We start from the raw sequence: 14373 nt of genomic DNA, 5'->3' as shown, positions 1-14373 counted from the left end.
GTCACCTCGGTCATCAATCCACAGCCTCGCGCATCCATTGCTGAAGCCGCGCGATCGAATGTTCCGACATCACCCCGCACCCCGGATCCAGCACCAGCGGGCCAGGGCGATACCCGCGCGACTTGAGCCCGCGATGGACGGATTCCACAAGGCGGATGTCTTCCTCGACCGTTGTTTCGCGGTCCTGAACAGCCAACTGCCGGATAACCGCGCTTTCCGAACCACCTTCGGTGTACCAGCCGCGCCAGACGGTGCAGTGATCGGCATCAACAGCGCGCCAGTGATAAGTGTTCAGCACGTTGCCCGGGTAACACTGGAACGAGAACATCGGCCACAGGAACCACGACTGATAGTCGCCTGCGTGCGGTACCGACAGGTCGATTGGATATGTCATCTTGTCGAGGCTTTGGCATTCGGTCGTGTGACGCAGCACATAGCCGCCGCCTGCATCGGGCTGGATGTCATAGGTCTCGGGCTTGACCACGCCCTCGGCGAAGGTGGGGTGGTTGGTCGGGCAGTGATAGCATTCGGAATAGTTCTCGATGCTGACCTTCCAGTTGCAGTTTTCGGGGATTTCGACCCATTCGAGCGGTTCCAGATCGTCGATTTGCGGGACAAAAGAGCGGAGTTCCTCGCGCACGCCGGGGTACCATTCATCCATCGGGGCGGCGTCATCGTCGAGATTGACGAAGATGAACCCGTTGAACACCTCAGTGCGGACAGAGGTCAGGCAGATCGCGCTGCGGTCAAAGCCGGGGACGGATTTTATGTTCGGCCCGGCACGCAGCTGGCCCGACAGCTCATAGGTCCAGGCGTGATAGGGGCAGACGACGACGCGGGTGTTGCCCGCACCTGTGACCATCTCATGCGCGCGGTGCTGACAGACATTGTAGAAGGTGCGGATTTCGCCATCGCGACCCCGGATGCAGAACAGGTTCTGCCCGGCGATTTCAAAAGCAAAGTAATCCCCTGTTTCCCGAACTTGCGCCACATGGCCCGCGAATTGCCATGTACGCACCAGAAGGCCCTGCATCTCCTGTGCGAATATCGCAGGGTCGGTATAGTATCGCGCGTCCAATGAGTGCGTCAGGGGTGCGTTCATTCGGGCTCCACCGCGTAGAGGCCAAGTTGGTGGCGGCGTTGATGAAACCGCTCCACCCGCTCGACGATCTCATCGCTGGAAACGGCGATCACGAAGGACAGCAACGTTTCCAGCAAAGCAATAGTCGAGACCGATGAGGGGAAGAATTGCGGCGTATCGGCAGCGACAACAAAGCCGTGTTGGGCGTTTAGAATGACCGGGCTGGCGGGGCTGTCCGAGATGCCTACGACGGTCAGCCCCTGTTGTCGAGCCAGCTTGATCGCCTCGATCACTTCGGTGCGGTACGGGCGGCAGGTAATTGCGATCAGCACGTCCTGCTCATCGGCCCAGGCCAAATCGTCCACCGGGGTCGAGCCGGGGCGGGGGATGGCGTGGAATTGTTTCATCCCTGTCGAGGCAAGATAAGTGAAATTGCGCGCGTTCGAGTTGTTGACGCCGACGCCCAGAGTGAAAATCTGGCGGCAACTCCAGATATCTTCAGCAGCAGCCTTCAGGCGCTTAGCATCGATCCCTGCGAAAGTTTCTTCGATATTCTGGATCGCGGCGCCGATCATATCGGCATAGAGCCCACCCAATTCACCTGACTTGCCGATATTCTGTAGCCACCGGGCACGATCTGGAAACGACACCTGCCCATTGCGGATTGCTTCGCGAAACGGTTCGCGGAAATCTTCGTACCCGTCAAAACCCACCTGCTGCGCCATGCGCACGAATGTATTGGGTTTGACCTTGGCGGCTTCTGCGATTTCACGCACGGTTGAAACGCCAACATCCGTTGGGTTTTCCAGTACGTAGCGCGCGGCTTTCTGCGCCTCGGGGGTCAAGGCGTCCCACTCAGCGCTCAGGCGGTCGAGAACGGTTGATGATACATTTGTGTCATTCATGATTGACGATGGTACAAACGTGGAATTAGCCTGTCGAGCAGAAAAGCGACTCGGGAAGAGGAAATGTCATGTCCGAGAAGAAATTGCCGACCGCAGCCCGTGTGGTCATCGTCGGCGGCGGCGTCATGGGGGTCGGTCTGGCCTATCATCTGGCACATGAAGGCTGGGGCGCGGATACCGTCCTGCTGGAAAAGGCTGAGCTGACCAGCGGCAGCACCTGGCACGCGGCAGGGCAGATCACGCATTCGACCTCGAGCTTTGGGTTGGGCAAATGCGTGGACTACAACATCGGATTGTATTCCGGGGCTTTGGAGGCCGAAACCGGCCAGCCGGTGACATGGCACGGCTGCGGCTCGTTCCGCCTGGCCTATACCAAGGATGAGATGGACTGGCTGCGGCATACCCTGTCGGTGGGCCGCTCGCTGGGTTTCAATATCGAATTGGTCGGGCCTGAGAGGGTCGCTGAGTTGCACCCGTTCTACAATCTTGAAGGGGTATTGGGCGCGCTGCATACGCCAGATGACGGTCACGTGGACCCGACGAATGTGACGATGGCGATGGCGGCGGGCGCGCGCCAGAAGGGCGTTCGTATCTTCCGCAATTGCCGCGCCACCAACATCACACAAGCCGACAACGGTGAATGGGTGGTCGAGACAGAGATGGGCACCATCACCTGCGAGCATGTAGTGAATGCGGGCGGCACCTATGCCCGGCAGATGGGGGAATGGTCGGGGCTGCAACTGCCGATGACCTCGATGACGCACCATTATTTCGTGACCGAACCGGTGCCCGAGTTCCAGAATCTGGACAAGGAACTGCCGGTGATCCGCGATGACTGCAAAGTCTCGGGCTATATCCGGATGGAGCAGCAGCGCGGGCTGATCGGGATTTATGAGAAAGAGAACCCGAACTCGGTCTGGCATGATCATTGCCCGTGGGAATACGAAAACTGGCTGTTCGACGCGGATTACGGCCGGGTGATGCCGTGGCTTGAGGAAAGCCTGAACCGCATGCCGATCTTTGCCGAACTGGGCATTCAACGCGATGTCCATGGGGCGATCTCGCATCCCCCCGATGGCAACCCTCTGATCGGGCCCGCGCCGGGTGTTCGGAACTACTGGTGCTGCTGCGGTACGCAGATTGGGATCGGCTGGGGCCCGGGTCTGACCCGCGAATTGGCGCGCTGGATGGTGCATGGCGCGGCCGATATCTCGATGCGTGAGTTCGATCCACGTAGGTTCGGCAGTTATGCCATCAAGGACTGGCAGGTGATCAAGGCAGAGGAAGACTATTGCCTGCGCCACGAAATCCCTTTTCCGCATTTCAACCGTCTTGAAGGGCGCCCGATCAAGCCTTCGCCGCTGTATGAGCTGCTGAAATCCAAGGGAGCGGTTCATGAAGAAGTCTATGGCTTTGAACGACCCCGCTGGTTCGCGCGAGATGGTGTAGAACAGCGCGATCACTATTCCTTCCGCCGGACCCCCGCCGATGACATGATAGCGGCCGAGGTCAAGGCGGTGCGCGAACGCGTCGGCATCATGGATGTGACCGCCTTTACCAAGGTCGAGGTTTCTGGCCCGGATGCCTACGCCCTGCTGGACCGGCTGACCGCGAACCGGATGCCGCAGAAGGTCGCTTCGATCACGCTGACCCATATGCTGAACCGACGTGGTCGGATTGAGTTGGAAACAACGATTGTCCGTATGGCCGAGGACCGTTTCTATCTGGTCTGCGCGGCCTTTTTCGAACAACGCCTGCTGGATCATCTGGCACATCAACGCACGAGCGAGGATGTACAGATCACTGCGTTGTCCGCCGAATGGTCAGCCCTGTCGTTGAATGGCCCCCGTTCGCGCGACGTGCTGGCGCGCTGCACCGATGCCGATCTGACCAATGCCGGATTCCGCTGGCTGTCGGCGCAGGAAATCATCATTGCGGGCCATCAGGTTTGGGCGTTCCGGATGTCCTATGCCGGTGAGTTGGGATGGGAGTTGCACATGCCCAACGCCGCCTGCCTCGACGTTTACACCGCGCTTTGGACTGCGGGTGAGGCGCATGGCATCGCCGACTACGGCAGCTTTGCCATGAACGTGATGCGGATGGAGAAAGGGTTCAAAGGCGCGGGTGAGCTGACCAATGAGGTCACTCTGGTCGAGGCAGACGTGCTGCGTTTTGCCCGTACCGACAAGGAGTATTTGGGCAAGGACCAAACGCTCAATACTGATCTGCCCTGGATTTGTGCCTATCTGGAAATCGAACCGGACGGAGAGATTGATGGGCATGGCGGCGAAGCAGTGATGCTGAACGGATGCGTCGTTGGGTCGACCGCGTCGGTTGCCTATGGCCACACGGTCGGCAAGATCCTCGCGTTTGCCTATATCAAACCCGATGCGGCGACCCCCGGAACCGGGTTGGAGGTCGTAATCCACGGCAACCCCCGCGCCGCGCGCGTTCTGGGCGAACCCGCTTACGATCCCGAAAATCAGTTGCCCCGAACCGACGCTATACTGGAGACTGTGTGATGAACCTGCCTGACACAATGAAAGCGATGGTGACAATGGGCCATGGTGGTTTGGACCAAATGGTTCTGCACGAAAACTGGCCGCGCCCCGAACCTGCGGCCGGAGATGTTCTGATCAGGGTCGCAGCCTGCGGATTGAACAATACCGACGTCAATACGCGGTCCGGCTGGTATTCAAAAACGGTCACCGATGCGACGACAGGTGGCGCGTTCGATGAGGTGGGCGAAGAAGACCCCACCTGGGGCGGCAATCCGATCACCTTCCCGCGCATTCAGGGGGCAGATATCTGCGGACACATCGTGGCGGTTGGCATGGGTGTTGACAGCGCCCGCGTCGGCGAGCGTGTCATAACGGATGGCTGGCTGCGGGATCCTGCTGACCCCGGCAATATGAACAAGACAGGTTATTTTGGGTCGGAACGGGATGGAGGTTTCGCGGAATATGCCACGACTCTGGCCGTGAATGCGGTGCCGATCACTTCGGATCTGTCGGATGCCGAACTGGCGACGTTCTCCTGCTCTTACTCGACCGCCGAAGGAATGCTGTCCCGTGCCAACGTGACTGAAAAAGACACCGTGCTGGTCCCCGGCGCGTCTGGTGGCGTTGGCGGCGCATTGGTCCAATTGGCGAAACGTCGTGGCGCACGTGTGGTCGCGATGGCGTCAGAGACCAAACACGCCGACGTGGCCGAGCTTGGCCCCGACCTAACTTTGACCCGTGCGCCTGAGAACTTGCGGGCGGCGCTGGGCGACGAAAAAATCACGGTGGTTGCCGATGTGGTAGGCGGCCCATACTGGCCGAACCTGGTCGACATTCTGGAACGCGGCGGACGCTATACTTGTTCCGGTGCCATCGCAGGTCCGATGGTCGAGTTTGACCTGCGGACCTTCTACCTGCGCGACCTGACCTTTACCGGTTCGACCGTGATTGACCCGCAGGTGATGCAGAGCCTTGTGAAATATATCGAGGCGGGTGAGATCAAACCGGCGCTTGCTGCGACCTATCCGCTGGAGGAGTTGCGTGAAGCGCAATCTGCCTTCATCGCCAAGCAGCACACCGGCAACATCGTGGTAGTGCCATGACGCTGGATGACGTTCTCGAGGCCGCCCGCCAAGTGCACCAAGCGCATCCGGGACTGAAGGGGTTTGCGCCATGGCCGGATGATTTGGCAGCCACTGGTCTGCGGCCTGCACCCGTGCCGGCGACCGATTTAGTGCGCGACTTTAACCTCGACGGCGGGGAACGAACCCGCGATCTGATCGCGGCGATCAAGGCGACCGCGCATCAAGCCCACTGGAAACACACCTATACCGAAGAGGAAGTCGGCGCGGATTTTCTGAACCGGTATGGATACTACGAATTGTTCGGTCCGACCGGGCATTTTCACTCGGCCCAGTTGCGCGGCTACGTGGGGTACTGGGGCGCTGGCCTGGACTATGACTGGCATAGCCATCAGGCAGAAGAGCTGTATCTGATCCTGGCAGGCGGTGCTGTTTTTCGGAGCGATGAAGACGAAACATTTGTTGGCCCGAACCTGACGCGGCAGCACATAAGCTGGCAAAGTCACGCCATGATCACGACAGATCAACCGATCCTGACCTATGTCCTTTGGCGCGGCGAAGGGATGGGCGATCTGCCTATGATGGATGTCGCATGAAAATCACCCGCATCCGAATTTTCCGGACCGGGCTGCCCTATGTGGGCGGTACCTATGTCTGGGGCGCGGGAAATGCGATTGAAACAGCCATAGCCTCGGTTGTGGTGATCGACACTGATGCGGGTCTGCAGGGGTGTGGAGAATTCACACCCTGTGGTGAGAACTACATGGTGGCCCATTCCGAAGGTGTCGCTGCACTGGGGCGGCTGGTCGCTCCGAATCTACTGGGCGAAGACCCGCGGCAGGTGGGGCGTATCGAGCATCTGATGGACCATCTGGTGCAGGGGCATGGCTATGCCAAGGCCCCGTACGATGCGGCGTGTTGGGATATACTGGGGCAGGCCTGCGATCAGCCGGTCTGGATGCTTCTGGGCGGCAAGTTGACCGACGGTGCGCCGATGTACCGGGTCGCGCCGCAAAAATCGGTGGCCGAGACGGTGGCCGAGATGGATCGCTACCGGGAGCAGGGTTATCGGCAGTTTCAGATTAAGGTGGGCGGCGACTGGACCAGCGACATTGACCGGATACACACCACTGTGCCCCTGTTGAAACCGGGCGAGAAAGCCATGGCCGATGCAAATCAGGGCTGGCGCGTGGACAATGCAATCCGCGTGGCGCGCGAGACGCGTGATCTGGACTTCATTCTGGAACAACCCTGCCGCACCTATGAAGAATGCCAACAGGTGCGCCGGGTTGCTGAGCAGCCAATGAAGCTGGATGAATGTCTCACCGGCATCCATATGGCCCAGCGTATCGTCGCGGACCGTGGGGCTGAGATCTGCTGTCTAAAGGTCTCAAACCTCGGCGGCATCAGCAAGGCACGACGGGTGCGTGATTACCTGATCGACAACCGCTTTCCCGTGGTCAGCGAAGACACCTGGGGCGGAGAGATCACCTCTTCGGTTGTGGCCCATTTCGCGGCATCGACGCCTTCCGAGTATCTTCAGAACACGACGGATCTGATGAACTACAACACGCGATCTACCGGCATCGGCGGCCCCGTTGCAGAAGACGGAAAGCTCTATGCAACCGATGCGCCGGGATTGGGTGTAACCCCCGAATTCGAGAGCCTCGGTGCACCAGTGGCGGAGTATACTTTATGAAAATCAAATCCATTACTGTTTATCAGGTCGATCTGCCGCTTGAGCATCCTTATTGGCTGTCCGGCGGTCGATTGAAATTCGAAACGCTGGATGCGACGCTGGTCAAGCTTGAAACCGATACGGGTCTGATTGGTTGGGGCGAGGGCACGCCTTGGGGGCACACCTATGTGCCTGCTCATGGGCCGGGCATCCGGGCCGGGATCGAAACGATGGCACCCTTCATCCTCGGCCTCGATCCGCGTCGGGTTCTGGATGTGGAACGGGCGATGGATCTTGCCTTGCCCGGACATCTTTATGCCAAAAGTCCCATCGATATGGCTTGCTGGGATATTGCAGGTCAGGCAGCGGGCCTGCCGATCGCCGACCTGATGGGCGGCGGATCGCGGACACCACGCCCGATTGCGTCGTCGGTCGGGGCGAAAACCGTCGGTGAAACGCGCGAGGTCATGGAACGCTATCGCAAGCGCGGCTATATCGCCCATTCCGTGAAAATCGGCGGTGATGTTGAACGGGACATTGCCCGTGTGCGGGATGTGGAAAGCATCCGGCAACCCGGAGAAATCGTTCTCTATGACGTTAATCGCGGCTGGACGCGTCAACAGGCTTTGCGCGTGATGAGCGCCTGCGAAGACCTGAACGTTATGTTTGAGCAACCCTGTGAGACGCTGGATGATATCGCGGCCATCTCGGGGCTTCATGCGTCGCCTGTTTCCGTGGATGAGAGCCTTGTGACCTTGCAGGATGCCGCCCGGATTGCCCGCGATGGTCTGGCCCAGATTTTCGGGATCAAGCTGAACCGCGTTGGTGGGCTGACCAAGGCCGCGCGGATGCGGGATATCGCGCTGGCCCATGGGATCGACATGTTCGTGATGGCCACAGGCGGAACGGTTCTGGCCGATACCGAAGCACTGCATCTGGCCGCGACCGTCCCGGATGACAATTGCCATGCTGTTTGGTCCTGTCAGGACATGATTACGGTCGATATTGCGGGTGGCCGCGGGCCTCGCAATATCGATGGCAACTTGCATCTGCCCGACGCACCGGGGCTTGGCGTGCACCCGGACGAAAACACATTGGGTAATCCAGTGGGAGAATATACTTGAAGATTAACAAGATAACGCTGTGGTCTGTCGATCTGACCAGTCATGAGACCTATCACATGGCCGAAGGCAAGACCTGCGCGACTGTGAAATCTCATATCCTTTGCTTTGACACAGACACCGGCCTAAATGGCTGGGGTGAGGTCTGCCCGATCCCGCATTACCTGCCCGCCTATGCGGATGGTGTTCCGGGCGCCGTTGCTGAAATGGGTCCTGAGATCCTTGGAATGTCGCCTTTCGGTGTAGATGCACCCATGCGCAAGCTGGATGGATTTCTGCAAGGACATCGATACGCGAAATCGATTGTTGATATTGCGTTGTGGGATCTGTTTGGCCACGCGGCAGGGTTGCCGGTCTATGCGTTGCTGGGTGGTAGAACGCGGGCGGATATGCCGCTCTATCATTCGATCACATGCATTGCGCCGGACGAGATGGCACGCATCGCAAAGACCGCCTTTCAAACCGGTATCCGCCAGTTCCAGGTCAAGCTGGGTGCCGAGGCCGATTGGCAGGCAGATGCCGAGCGGCTGATCAAAGTACGCGAGGCTGTAGGGCCGGGGTCGCTGGTGTATGGCGACTGGAATTGTGGGGCGTCGCGCCTGCAGGCAACCCGGACGGGGCGTGCGGTGGCGCATCTGGATGTGATGCTGGAACAGCCCTGTAAAACGTTGGAGGACTGCGCCGCTGTCCGTCAGGCCACGGGCCTGCCTATGAAGATCGACGAAAATGCATATGACCTTGCCTCGCTGATGCGGGCGCATGAGCTGGGATGCATGGACGCGGTTGCACTGAAACTGTCGAAATTTGGCGGCCTGTCGGCGATGCGGCGTGCGCGTGATCTGACCGTGCAACTGGGTGCCGAGATTTGCGCAGAATGCACATGGGGTTCGGATATCGTGACGGCGGCCTCGCTACATTTTGCGGCTTCAACCCCGCATGGATCGCTGATGAACACCTGCGATCTGTCCTCTTATGTTGCTCCGCGCTTGTGTCCCGACGCACCAAACCGTGAAAATGGTCGGATTGCACCGCCCGAGCGTCCGGGTTTAGGTGTTGCACCTGACCTCGAAATTCTTGGCTCCCCGATTTTGGAGATTGATTGAGATGCTGAAGATCCAAACGCAGTCCGAGTGGATAGCACGCGCAAACGAAGTTCTGCCTGCCGGCGGTTTTGGCAATTTCGATCCGGGCATCATCATCGCCCGTGGCGAGGGCAGCCGTGTCTGGGACGAAGACGGGAACGAATATATCGACTACCTGATCGGGTCCGGTCCGATGCTGCTGGGCCATGGCCACCCCGAAGTGATGGAAGCGGTTCTGGAACAACTGCCCAAGGGCATGACGTTCTTTGCAAACAACAGCAAAGGTATCGAACTGGCCGAGGCAATAATTGAGGCCGTTCCCTGCTGCGAAAAGGTACGATTTGTTGCCTCCGGCGGTGAGGCAGATATGTATGCGCTCCGGCTGGCGCGCGCTTACACTGGGCGCAACAAGATCCTCAAATTCGAGGGCGGATACCACGGTATGAGCGCTGAGGCGCAGATGAGCCTTGCCCCCAGCCGCCGGGTCAACTTCCCTCAGGCGGTGCCCGACAGCGCGGGAATTCCCGAAAGTGTGGCCGAGCAGATGCTGATCGCGCCCTTCAATGATCTTGAAGCTGTGGCTGCGCTATTGGATGAACACGATGATGTCGCTGCGATTATGGTTGAACCTCTGCAGCGGATTATCCCACCTGTGCCGGGATACCTGCAAGGGTTGCGGGACTTGTGTGACAAACACGGTGTTCTGCTGATTTTCGACGAGATCGTCACTGGCTTCCGATTGGCCTATGGCGGGGCGCAGGAACGATATGGCGTGACCCCGGATATCAGCACCATGGGCAAAATCACCGGTGGCGGCTTCCCTTTGGCCGCTTTGGGCGCCAGCGCCGAGATCATGAAGCATTTCGACAAATCGGAAGTTGGCGAAGAAGGCTGGCTGATGCAGTTGGGCACTTTGTCGGGCAACCCCGTTGCCTCGGCCGCCGGGTTGAAGACGATGGAGATTCTACGGCGCGAAGGCACCTATGAACATCTGCGCGCAACTGGAAAGCAGCTGCAGCTGATGCAGGCGGATGCGTTAAATGACGCGGGTATTGCCCATCGTATCTGCGGCGATGAGACCTTGTTCGACCTTTACTTTACCGAGGCCGATTGCCGGGATTATCGCAGTGCAAATCACGATGATCCGCAACGCAACACCACGTACAATGCAGCGTTGCGGGCGCATGGGATATTCAAAGCTCCGGGTAAATTGTACCCCTCGCTAGCGGTGACCGATGCGGATTTGGAGCAAACCAGAGAGGCCGTACACTACGCTGTTGCCGCGATTTCCTGAGTGCGGCTTAAAGGAAAGGTAAACGGGTCGCTGTTGAAGCCAACAGCGACCCGCTACCTTTGGAAGTCGGGGGTCAGTCTCGCCCCCTCGAATACTTATTAAAACACCGGCAATCTGAAAACTTTTCGATACTTTCGAGACTGACCCGACTTCCTCTTCGGTATGTCATTTTAATGCCTGACTGAAGGACTATCTTCAGTGACCGAGTTCACACTGAGCAAATTTATTTTGAATTTTTCCAATCGAATAGGTCAGGGCCTGCTTGTTCCAGCAGTTCTGCTGCCATCACGCGCGCCATCTCAGGCCCATCTTCGACAGTCCCGGTCATATCACCGCGTGCAGTTTCTGTCCCGTCAGGGCGCAGAACCTCGCCACGCAGTCTGAGAGAGGTACCGCCCAACTCTGCCAGACCTGCAATCGGCGTTTCGCATGATCCGTCCAGCGCAGCCAACAGGGTGCGTTCCGTGGACAGGCGCTGACCGGTTTCCATGTGATGGATCGCTTCAAGCATTTCCGCTGCGCGCATGTCGTCGCCACGTCGTTCGATACCGATGGTGCCCTGCGCGATTGCAGGCAGCATGTCGTCGGGCGAGATGGCACTGGCCGGAATGTCATCCATCCCCAGACGGCGAATACCCGCCATCGCAAGAAAGGTGCAATCCGCAACCCCGTCTTCCAGCTTTTTCAGCCGTGTCTGCACATTGCCGCGAAACTCGACCACTTCCAGATCGGGTCGCCGGCTTAACAGCTGCGCGCGCCGCCGCAAAGACGAGGTGCCTACCACAGCCCCTTCTGGCAGGTCGTGGATCGAGCCCAGCCGCGGAGAGATAAAAGCGTCACGTACGTCTTCGCGCGGCAGGAACGTGTCCAGAACCAGCCCTTCGGGTTGTTCTACGGGCATGTCCTTTGTTGAATGCACCGCGATGTCGATCTCGGCACGCAGCATCGCCTCTTCGATTTCTTTGGTGAACAGGCCCTTGTTGCCAATTTCCTTCAGCGGACGATCCGCATCGATCATGGCGCGATTATCGCCGGTCGTCTTGATCACTACGATTTCGAACGCATCCTGCGGCAGATCAAAAGCATCACTCAGGCGCTGGCGCGTTTCATAGGCCTGAGCCAGAGCCAGTGGCGAACCACGGGTGCCGATTTTAAGGGGCGATGCGGGGGTGGGCAGGTTCAAAGTCATGTGCACAGCTTTAGTCGCGTCACATTGCCCTGACAATGGGGGCTGAGCTTGACAAATTGCCGCCGAAGGACGACCCGTTGCCAAAACCGGAATGCTGGGGGCGAATATGGCCGAGACAAAGAAACTGCTGCGTGCGCTGGCGGGTGAGGTACAGGATGTGCCGCCGATCTGGATGATGCGTCAGGCGGGCCGGTATCTGCCGGAGTACCGGGCCACTCGTGCCCAAGCCGGGGATTTCCTGTCGCTGTGCTATAATCCGGAACTGGCGGCAGAAGTGACGTTGCAGCCGATCCGGCGCTATGGGTTTGATGCCGCGATCCTGTTTGCCGATATCTTGCTGATTCCGCAGGCGTTGGGGGCGGATCTTTGGTTTGTGACCGGCGAAGGCCCGCGGCTTTCGACCATTACGCAGCAATCCGAGTTTGAAGCCTTGAAACAGGTTGACGCAATTCATGAGACATTGTCGCCCGTCTATGAAACTGTGCGTATTTTGTCGCGGGAATTGCCATCGGAGACCACTTTGATCGGATTCGCGGGTGCTCCGTGGACAGTGGCCACCTATATGATCGCCGGGCGTGGCACGCCGGATCAGGGACCAGCTCATGCATTGCGTGAAGGCAATACAGCCCTTTTCGAGGCGCTTCTGGATCGCATCACTGCGGCAACGATTGAGTATCTGTCTGCGCAAATCGACGCCGGGGCCGAGGTGGTCAAGATCTTTGACAGTTGGGCCGGTTCTCTGAAAGGCGATGCGTTCCTTAAGTATTCGCTTGAGCCGTGCCGTGTGATCACTCAGGCCATCAAAGACCGCCATCCGGGCGTCCCGGTAATCGGTTTCCCGCGTGAAGCAGGTGAAGGGTATATCGGGTTCGCAAAGAAGACCGACGTGGATTGTGTGGCGCTGGACAATTCGGTGTTGCCTGCCTGGGCGGCCGAGCATGTGCAGGTTGATGGCTGCGTGCAGGGCAATCTGGCTTCATCTCATATGGTGACGGGCGGGCAGGCGCTGGTTGATGAAACGCGGCAGATCGTTGAGGCGTTTTCCAAGGGACCGCACATCTTCAATCTTGGGCATGGGATCACGCCGGATGCGGATCCGGAAAATGTACAGTTGATGATCGACACGGTGCGCGGGCGCTAAGCAAGCAAAAAGGGGCCAGCCCCTTTCTTGGCCTGCGGCCAATTCAAACCCCGAGGTTTTTTTGGCCAGATGAAGAGCGGATCAGGGTCGGCTGTCGAGTTCGGCGAGGATGTCTTCGGTGTGCTGTCCGCGCGTCGGGCTGGGTTTTGGGCTCCAATCACGATTTGAAAACCGCGGAGCGGCGGCGGACTGGAGAGTGCCGTCGACATACTGCCAGTTGTTTCGATGTGTGTTCATAGGGTGGGATTGCGCCTCCTCCGGGCTGAGAACAGGAGCGACGCAGGCATCGGATCCGAGAAACATTGCGTCCCAGTGATCGCGAGACTTGCTTTTGAATATGTCGGTCAGGCGGCGTGTAAGAGAAGGCCAGAGGGTACGGTTTAATTGCTGATGGAAGTCCGTATCGTCTGCGAGGCCCAGCACGTTCAGAAACTGCGCGTAGAATTTGGGTTCGAGGCATTGAACCGTGACGAAACCGCCATCGGCGCAAGCATATGTGCGGCTCCAATGTGGGCCGTCCAAAAGGCTATGGCCCCGTGTGTCGGACAGGTTACCGGTTTGGCGCATAGTCATGAGAAGGTTCATCATATGGGCTGAACCGTCATAGATTGCGGCGTCGACAATTGTACCCTGGCCAGTTCTTTGCGCTTTGATCATCCCGGCAAGAATGCCTGCGACAAGATACATCGCCCCTCCGCCAATATCGCCCACAAGGGTTGCCGGGGTTTGAGGCGGCTGATCCGGGTGAGAAGCGTACCAGAGCGCACCGGACAAGGCGATATAGTTCAGGTCATGCCCTGCTGTGTCAGCTAATGGGCTATCCTGCCCCCAGCCTGTCATACGCCCGTAAATCAGTTTTGGGTTGCGGGACAGGCAAAGATCCGGACCAAGGCCCAGCTTCTCCATCACGCCGGGGCGGAAGCCTTCGATCAGAGCATCGGCTGTATCAATCAGGCGGCGGGCGGTACCCAGATCATCGGCAACTTTCAGATCAAGTGCGATGGATCGTTTACCTCGGTCCAGAAGCGAGCGTTCCGGCATACCTGGCGTTGCAGTACCGCCTTTGCGATGGATGGTTATGACGTCGGCGCCCATATCTGCAAGTTGCATGGCGGCAAATGGGCCGGGTCCGAGCCCTTCGATTTCGACAACACGTATTCCGTTCAGCATCAGCGCCCTCCGTTGCGGGTAGAGTTTGCGGGTCGGTTGATGGATTGCAAGGCGGATTCGAGCAGAGGACCGACACCCTTTGAAAAATGCGCAGCTTGCTGTGCGAAATTGACCTGTTACACACTGGTC

Annotated in this window: 12 protein-coding genes; 8 read left to right on the top strand and 4 right to left on the bottom strand. The window is 58.7% G+C overall.

The window, feature by feature from the left end; translation table 11 throughout:
- Positions 1-13: 13 nt before the first annotated feature.
- Together Q0816_RS12345 and Q0816_RS12340 are read right to left on the bottom strand one after the other, a co-directional pair.
- The gene (locus Q0816_RS12345) at positions 14-1102 is read right to left on the bottom strand and encodes an aromatic ring-hydroxylating dioxygenase subunit alpha (protein ID WP_298850863.1); all 1089 of its coding nucleotides are present in this window, start codon (positions 1100-1102) and stop codon (positions 14-16) included.
- The gene (locus tag Q0816_RS12340) at positions 1099-1986 is read right to left on the bottom strand and encodes a MurR/RpiR family transcriptional regulator (RefSeq protein WP_298850861.1); all 888 of its coding nucleotides are present in this window, start codon (positions 1984-1986) and stop codon (positions 1099-1101) included. The genes Q0816_RS12345 and Q0816_RS12340 overlap by 4 nt, the downstream gene beginning before the upstream one ends.
- Before the next feature lie 68 nt (positions 1987-2054).
- On the opposite strand from Q0816_RS12340, the gene Q0816_RS12335 reads away from it, so the two are divergent.
- Genes Q0816_RS12335 through Q0816_RS12305 form a run of 7 tightly spaced genes read left to right on the top strand, consistent with a single transcriptional unit; the run spans position 2055 to position 10744 of the window.
- Positions 2055-4508: an FAD-dependent oxidoreductase gene (locus Q0816_RS12335; RefSeq protein WP_298850859.1), complete on the top strand. Its 2454-nt coding sequence runs from the start codon at positions 2055-2057 to the stop codon at positions 4506-4508.
- Complete coding sequence (locus tag Q0816_RS12330; protein WP_298850856.1) at positions 4508-5590, top strand: alcohol dehydrogenase family protein; 1083 nt, start codon at positions 4508-4510, stop codon at positions 5588-5590. The genes Q0816_RS12335 and Q0816_RS12330 overlap by 1 nt, the downstream gene beginning before the upstream one ends.
- Entirely contained in the window at positions 5587-6165 is a 579-nt protein-coding gene (locus tag Q0816_RS12325; protein WP_298850854.1) for a dimethylsulfonioproprionate lyase family protein, read from the top strand. The genes Q0816_RS12330 and Q0816_RS12325 overlap by 4 nt, the downstream gene beginning before the upstream one ends.
- The gene (locus Q0816_RS12320; RefSeq protein WP_298850851.1) at positions 6162-7268 is read left to right on the top strand and encodes a mandelate racemase/muconate lactonizing enzyme family protein; all 1107 of its coding nucleotides are present in this window, start codon (positions 6162-6164) and stop codon (positions 7266-7268) included. Before Q0816_RS12325 ends, Q0816_RS12320 begins: the two co-directional genes overlap by 4 nt.
- Positions 7265-8371, top strand: coding sequence for a mandelate racemase/muconate lactonizing enzyme family protein (locus Q0816_RS12315; RefSeq protein WP_298850845.1), 1107 nt, complete (start codon positions 7265-7267; stop codon positions 8369-8371). The genes Q0816_RS12320 and Q0816_RS12315 overlap by 4 nt, the downstream gene beginning before the upstream one ends.
- On the top strand, positions 8368-9471 hold the full coding sequence (locus Q0816_RS12310) for a mandelate racemase/muconate lactonizing enzyme family protein (protein ID WP_298850843.1): 1104 nt from the start codon (positions 8368-8370) through the stop codon (positions 9469-9471). The genes Q0816_RS12315 and Q0816_RS12310 overlap by 4 nt, the downstream gene beginning before the upstream one ends.
- A 1-nt stretch (position 9472) precedes the next feature.
- Positions 9473-10744, top strand: a complete 1272-nt coding sequence (locus tag Q0816_RS12305) for an aminotransferase class III-fold pyridoxal phosphate-dependent enzyme (protein ID WP_298850840.1) — start codon at positions 9473-9475, stop codon at positions 10742-10744.
- Between the two features lie 223 nt (positions 10745-10967).
- Here the strand turns inward: Q0816_RS12305 and hemC are convergent, their stop codons facing one another.
- Positions 10968-11933 (bottom strand): hydroxymethylbilane synthase, encoded by a 966-nt coding sequence (gene hemC / locus Q0816_RS12300; protein WP_298850838.1) that lies wholly within the window; start codon positions 11931-11933, stop codon positions 10968-10970.
- 106 nt (positions 11934-12039) lie between these two features.
- Between hemC and hemE the strand changes: the two genes are divergently transcribed.
- Positions 12040-13074, top strand: a complete 1035-nt coding sequence (gene hemE / locus Q0816_RS12295; protein WP_298850836.1) for a uroporphyrinogen decarboxylase — start codon at positions 12040-12042, stop codon at positions 13072-13074.
- An 81-nt stretch (positions 13075-13155) separates the two neighbouring features.
- Here the strand turns inward: hemE and Q0816_RS12290 are convergent, their stop codons facing one another.
- Positions 13156-14244, bottom strand: coding sequence for a CaiB/BaiF CoA-transferase family protein (locus Q0816_RS12290; protein WP_298850833.1), 1089 nt, complete (start codon positions 14242-14244; stop codon positions 13156-13158).
- Positions 14245-14373: the final 129 nt, after the last annotated feature.

It is taken from the genome of uncultured Ruegeria sp., from assembly GCF_947497005.1.
Classification (GTDB): Bacteria; Pseudomonadota; Alphaproteobacteria; order Rhodobacterales; family Rhodobacteraceae; genus Ruegeria.
Note: the sequence above shows the minus strand (reverse complement) of the source record. Positions and strands in the feature narration are given on the sequence as shown.

What these genes read in the sequence shown, in the direction of transcription:
- Q0816_RS12325 (WP_298850854.1), top strand. Translation starts at nt 5,587, where the DNA reads ATGACGCTGGATGACGTTCTCGAGGCCGCCCGCCAAGTGCACCAAGCG.
- Q0816_RS12330 (WP_298850856.1), top strand. Translation starts at nt 4,508, where the DNA reads ATGAACCTGCCTGACACAATGAAAGCGATGGTGACAATGGGCCATGGT.
- Q0816_RS12315 (WP_298850845.1), top strand. Translation starts at nt 7,265, where the DNA reads ATGAAAATCAAATCCATTACTGTTTATCAGGTCGATCTGCCGCTTGAG.
- Q0816_RS12345 (WP_298850863.1), bottom strand. Translation starts at nt 1,102, where the DNA reads ATGAACGCACCCCTGACGCACTCATTGGACGCGCGATACTATACCGAC.
- hemE (WP_298850836.1), top strand. Translation starts at nt 12,040, where the DNA reads ATGGCCGAGACAAAGAAACTGCTGCGTGCGCTGGCGGGTGAGGTACAG.
- Q0816_RS12290 (WP_298850833.1), bottom strand. Translation starts at nt 14,244, where the DNA reads ATGCTGAACGGAATACGTGTTGTCGAAATCGAAGGGCTCGGACCCGGC.
- Q0816_RS12340 (WP_298850861.1), bottom strand. Translation starts at nt 1,986, where the DNA reads ATGAATGACACAAATGTATCATCAACCGTTCTCGACCGCCTGAGCGCT.
- Q0816_RS12335 (WP_298850859.1), top strand. Translation starts at nt 2,055, where the DNA reads ATGTCCGAGAAGAAATTGCCGACCGCAGCCCGTGTGGTCATCGTCGGC.
- hemC (WP_298850838.1), bottom strand. Translation starts at nt 11,933, where the DNA reads ATGACTTTGAACCTGCCCACCCCCGCATCGCCCCTTAAAATCGGCACC.
- Q0816_RS12320 (WP_298850851.1), top strand. Translation starts at nt 6,162, where the DNA reads ATGAAAATCACCCGCATCCGAATTTTCCGGACCGGGCTGCCCTATGTG.
- Q0816_RS12305 (WP_298850840.1), top strand. Translation starts at nt 9,473, where the DNA reads ATGCTGAAGATCCAAACGCAGTCCGAGTGGATAGCACGCGCAAACGAA.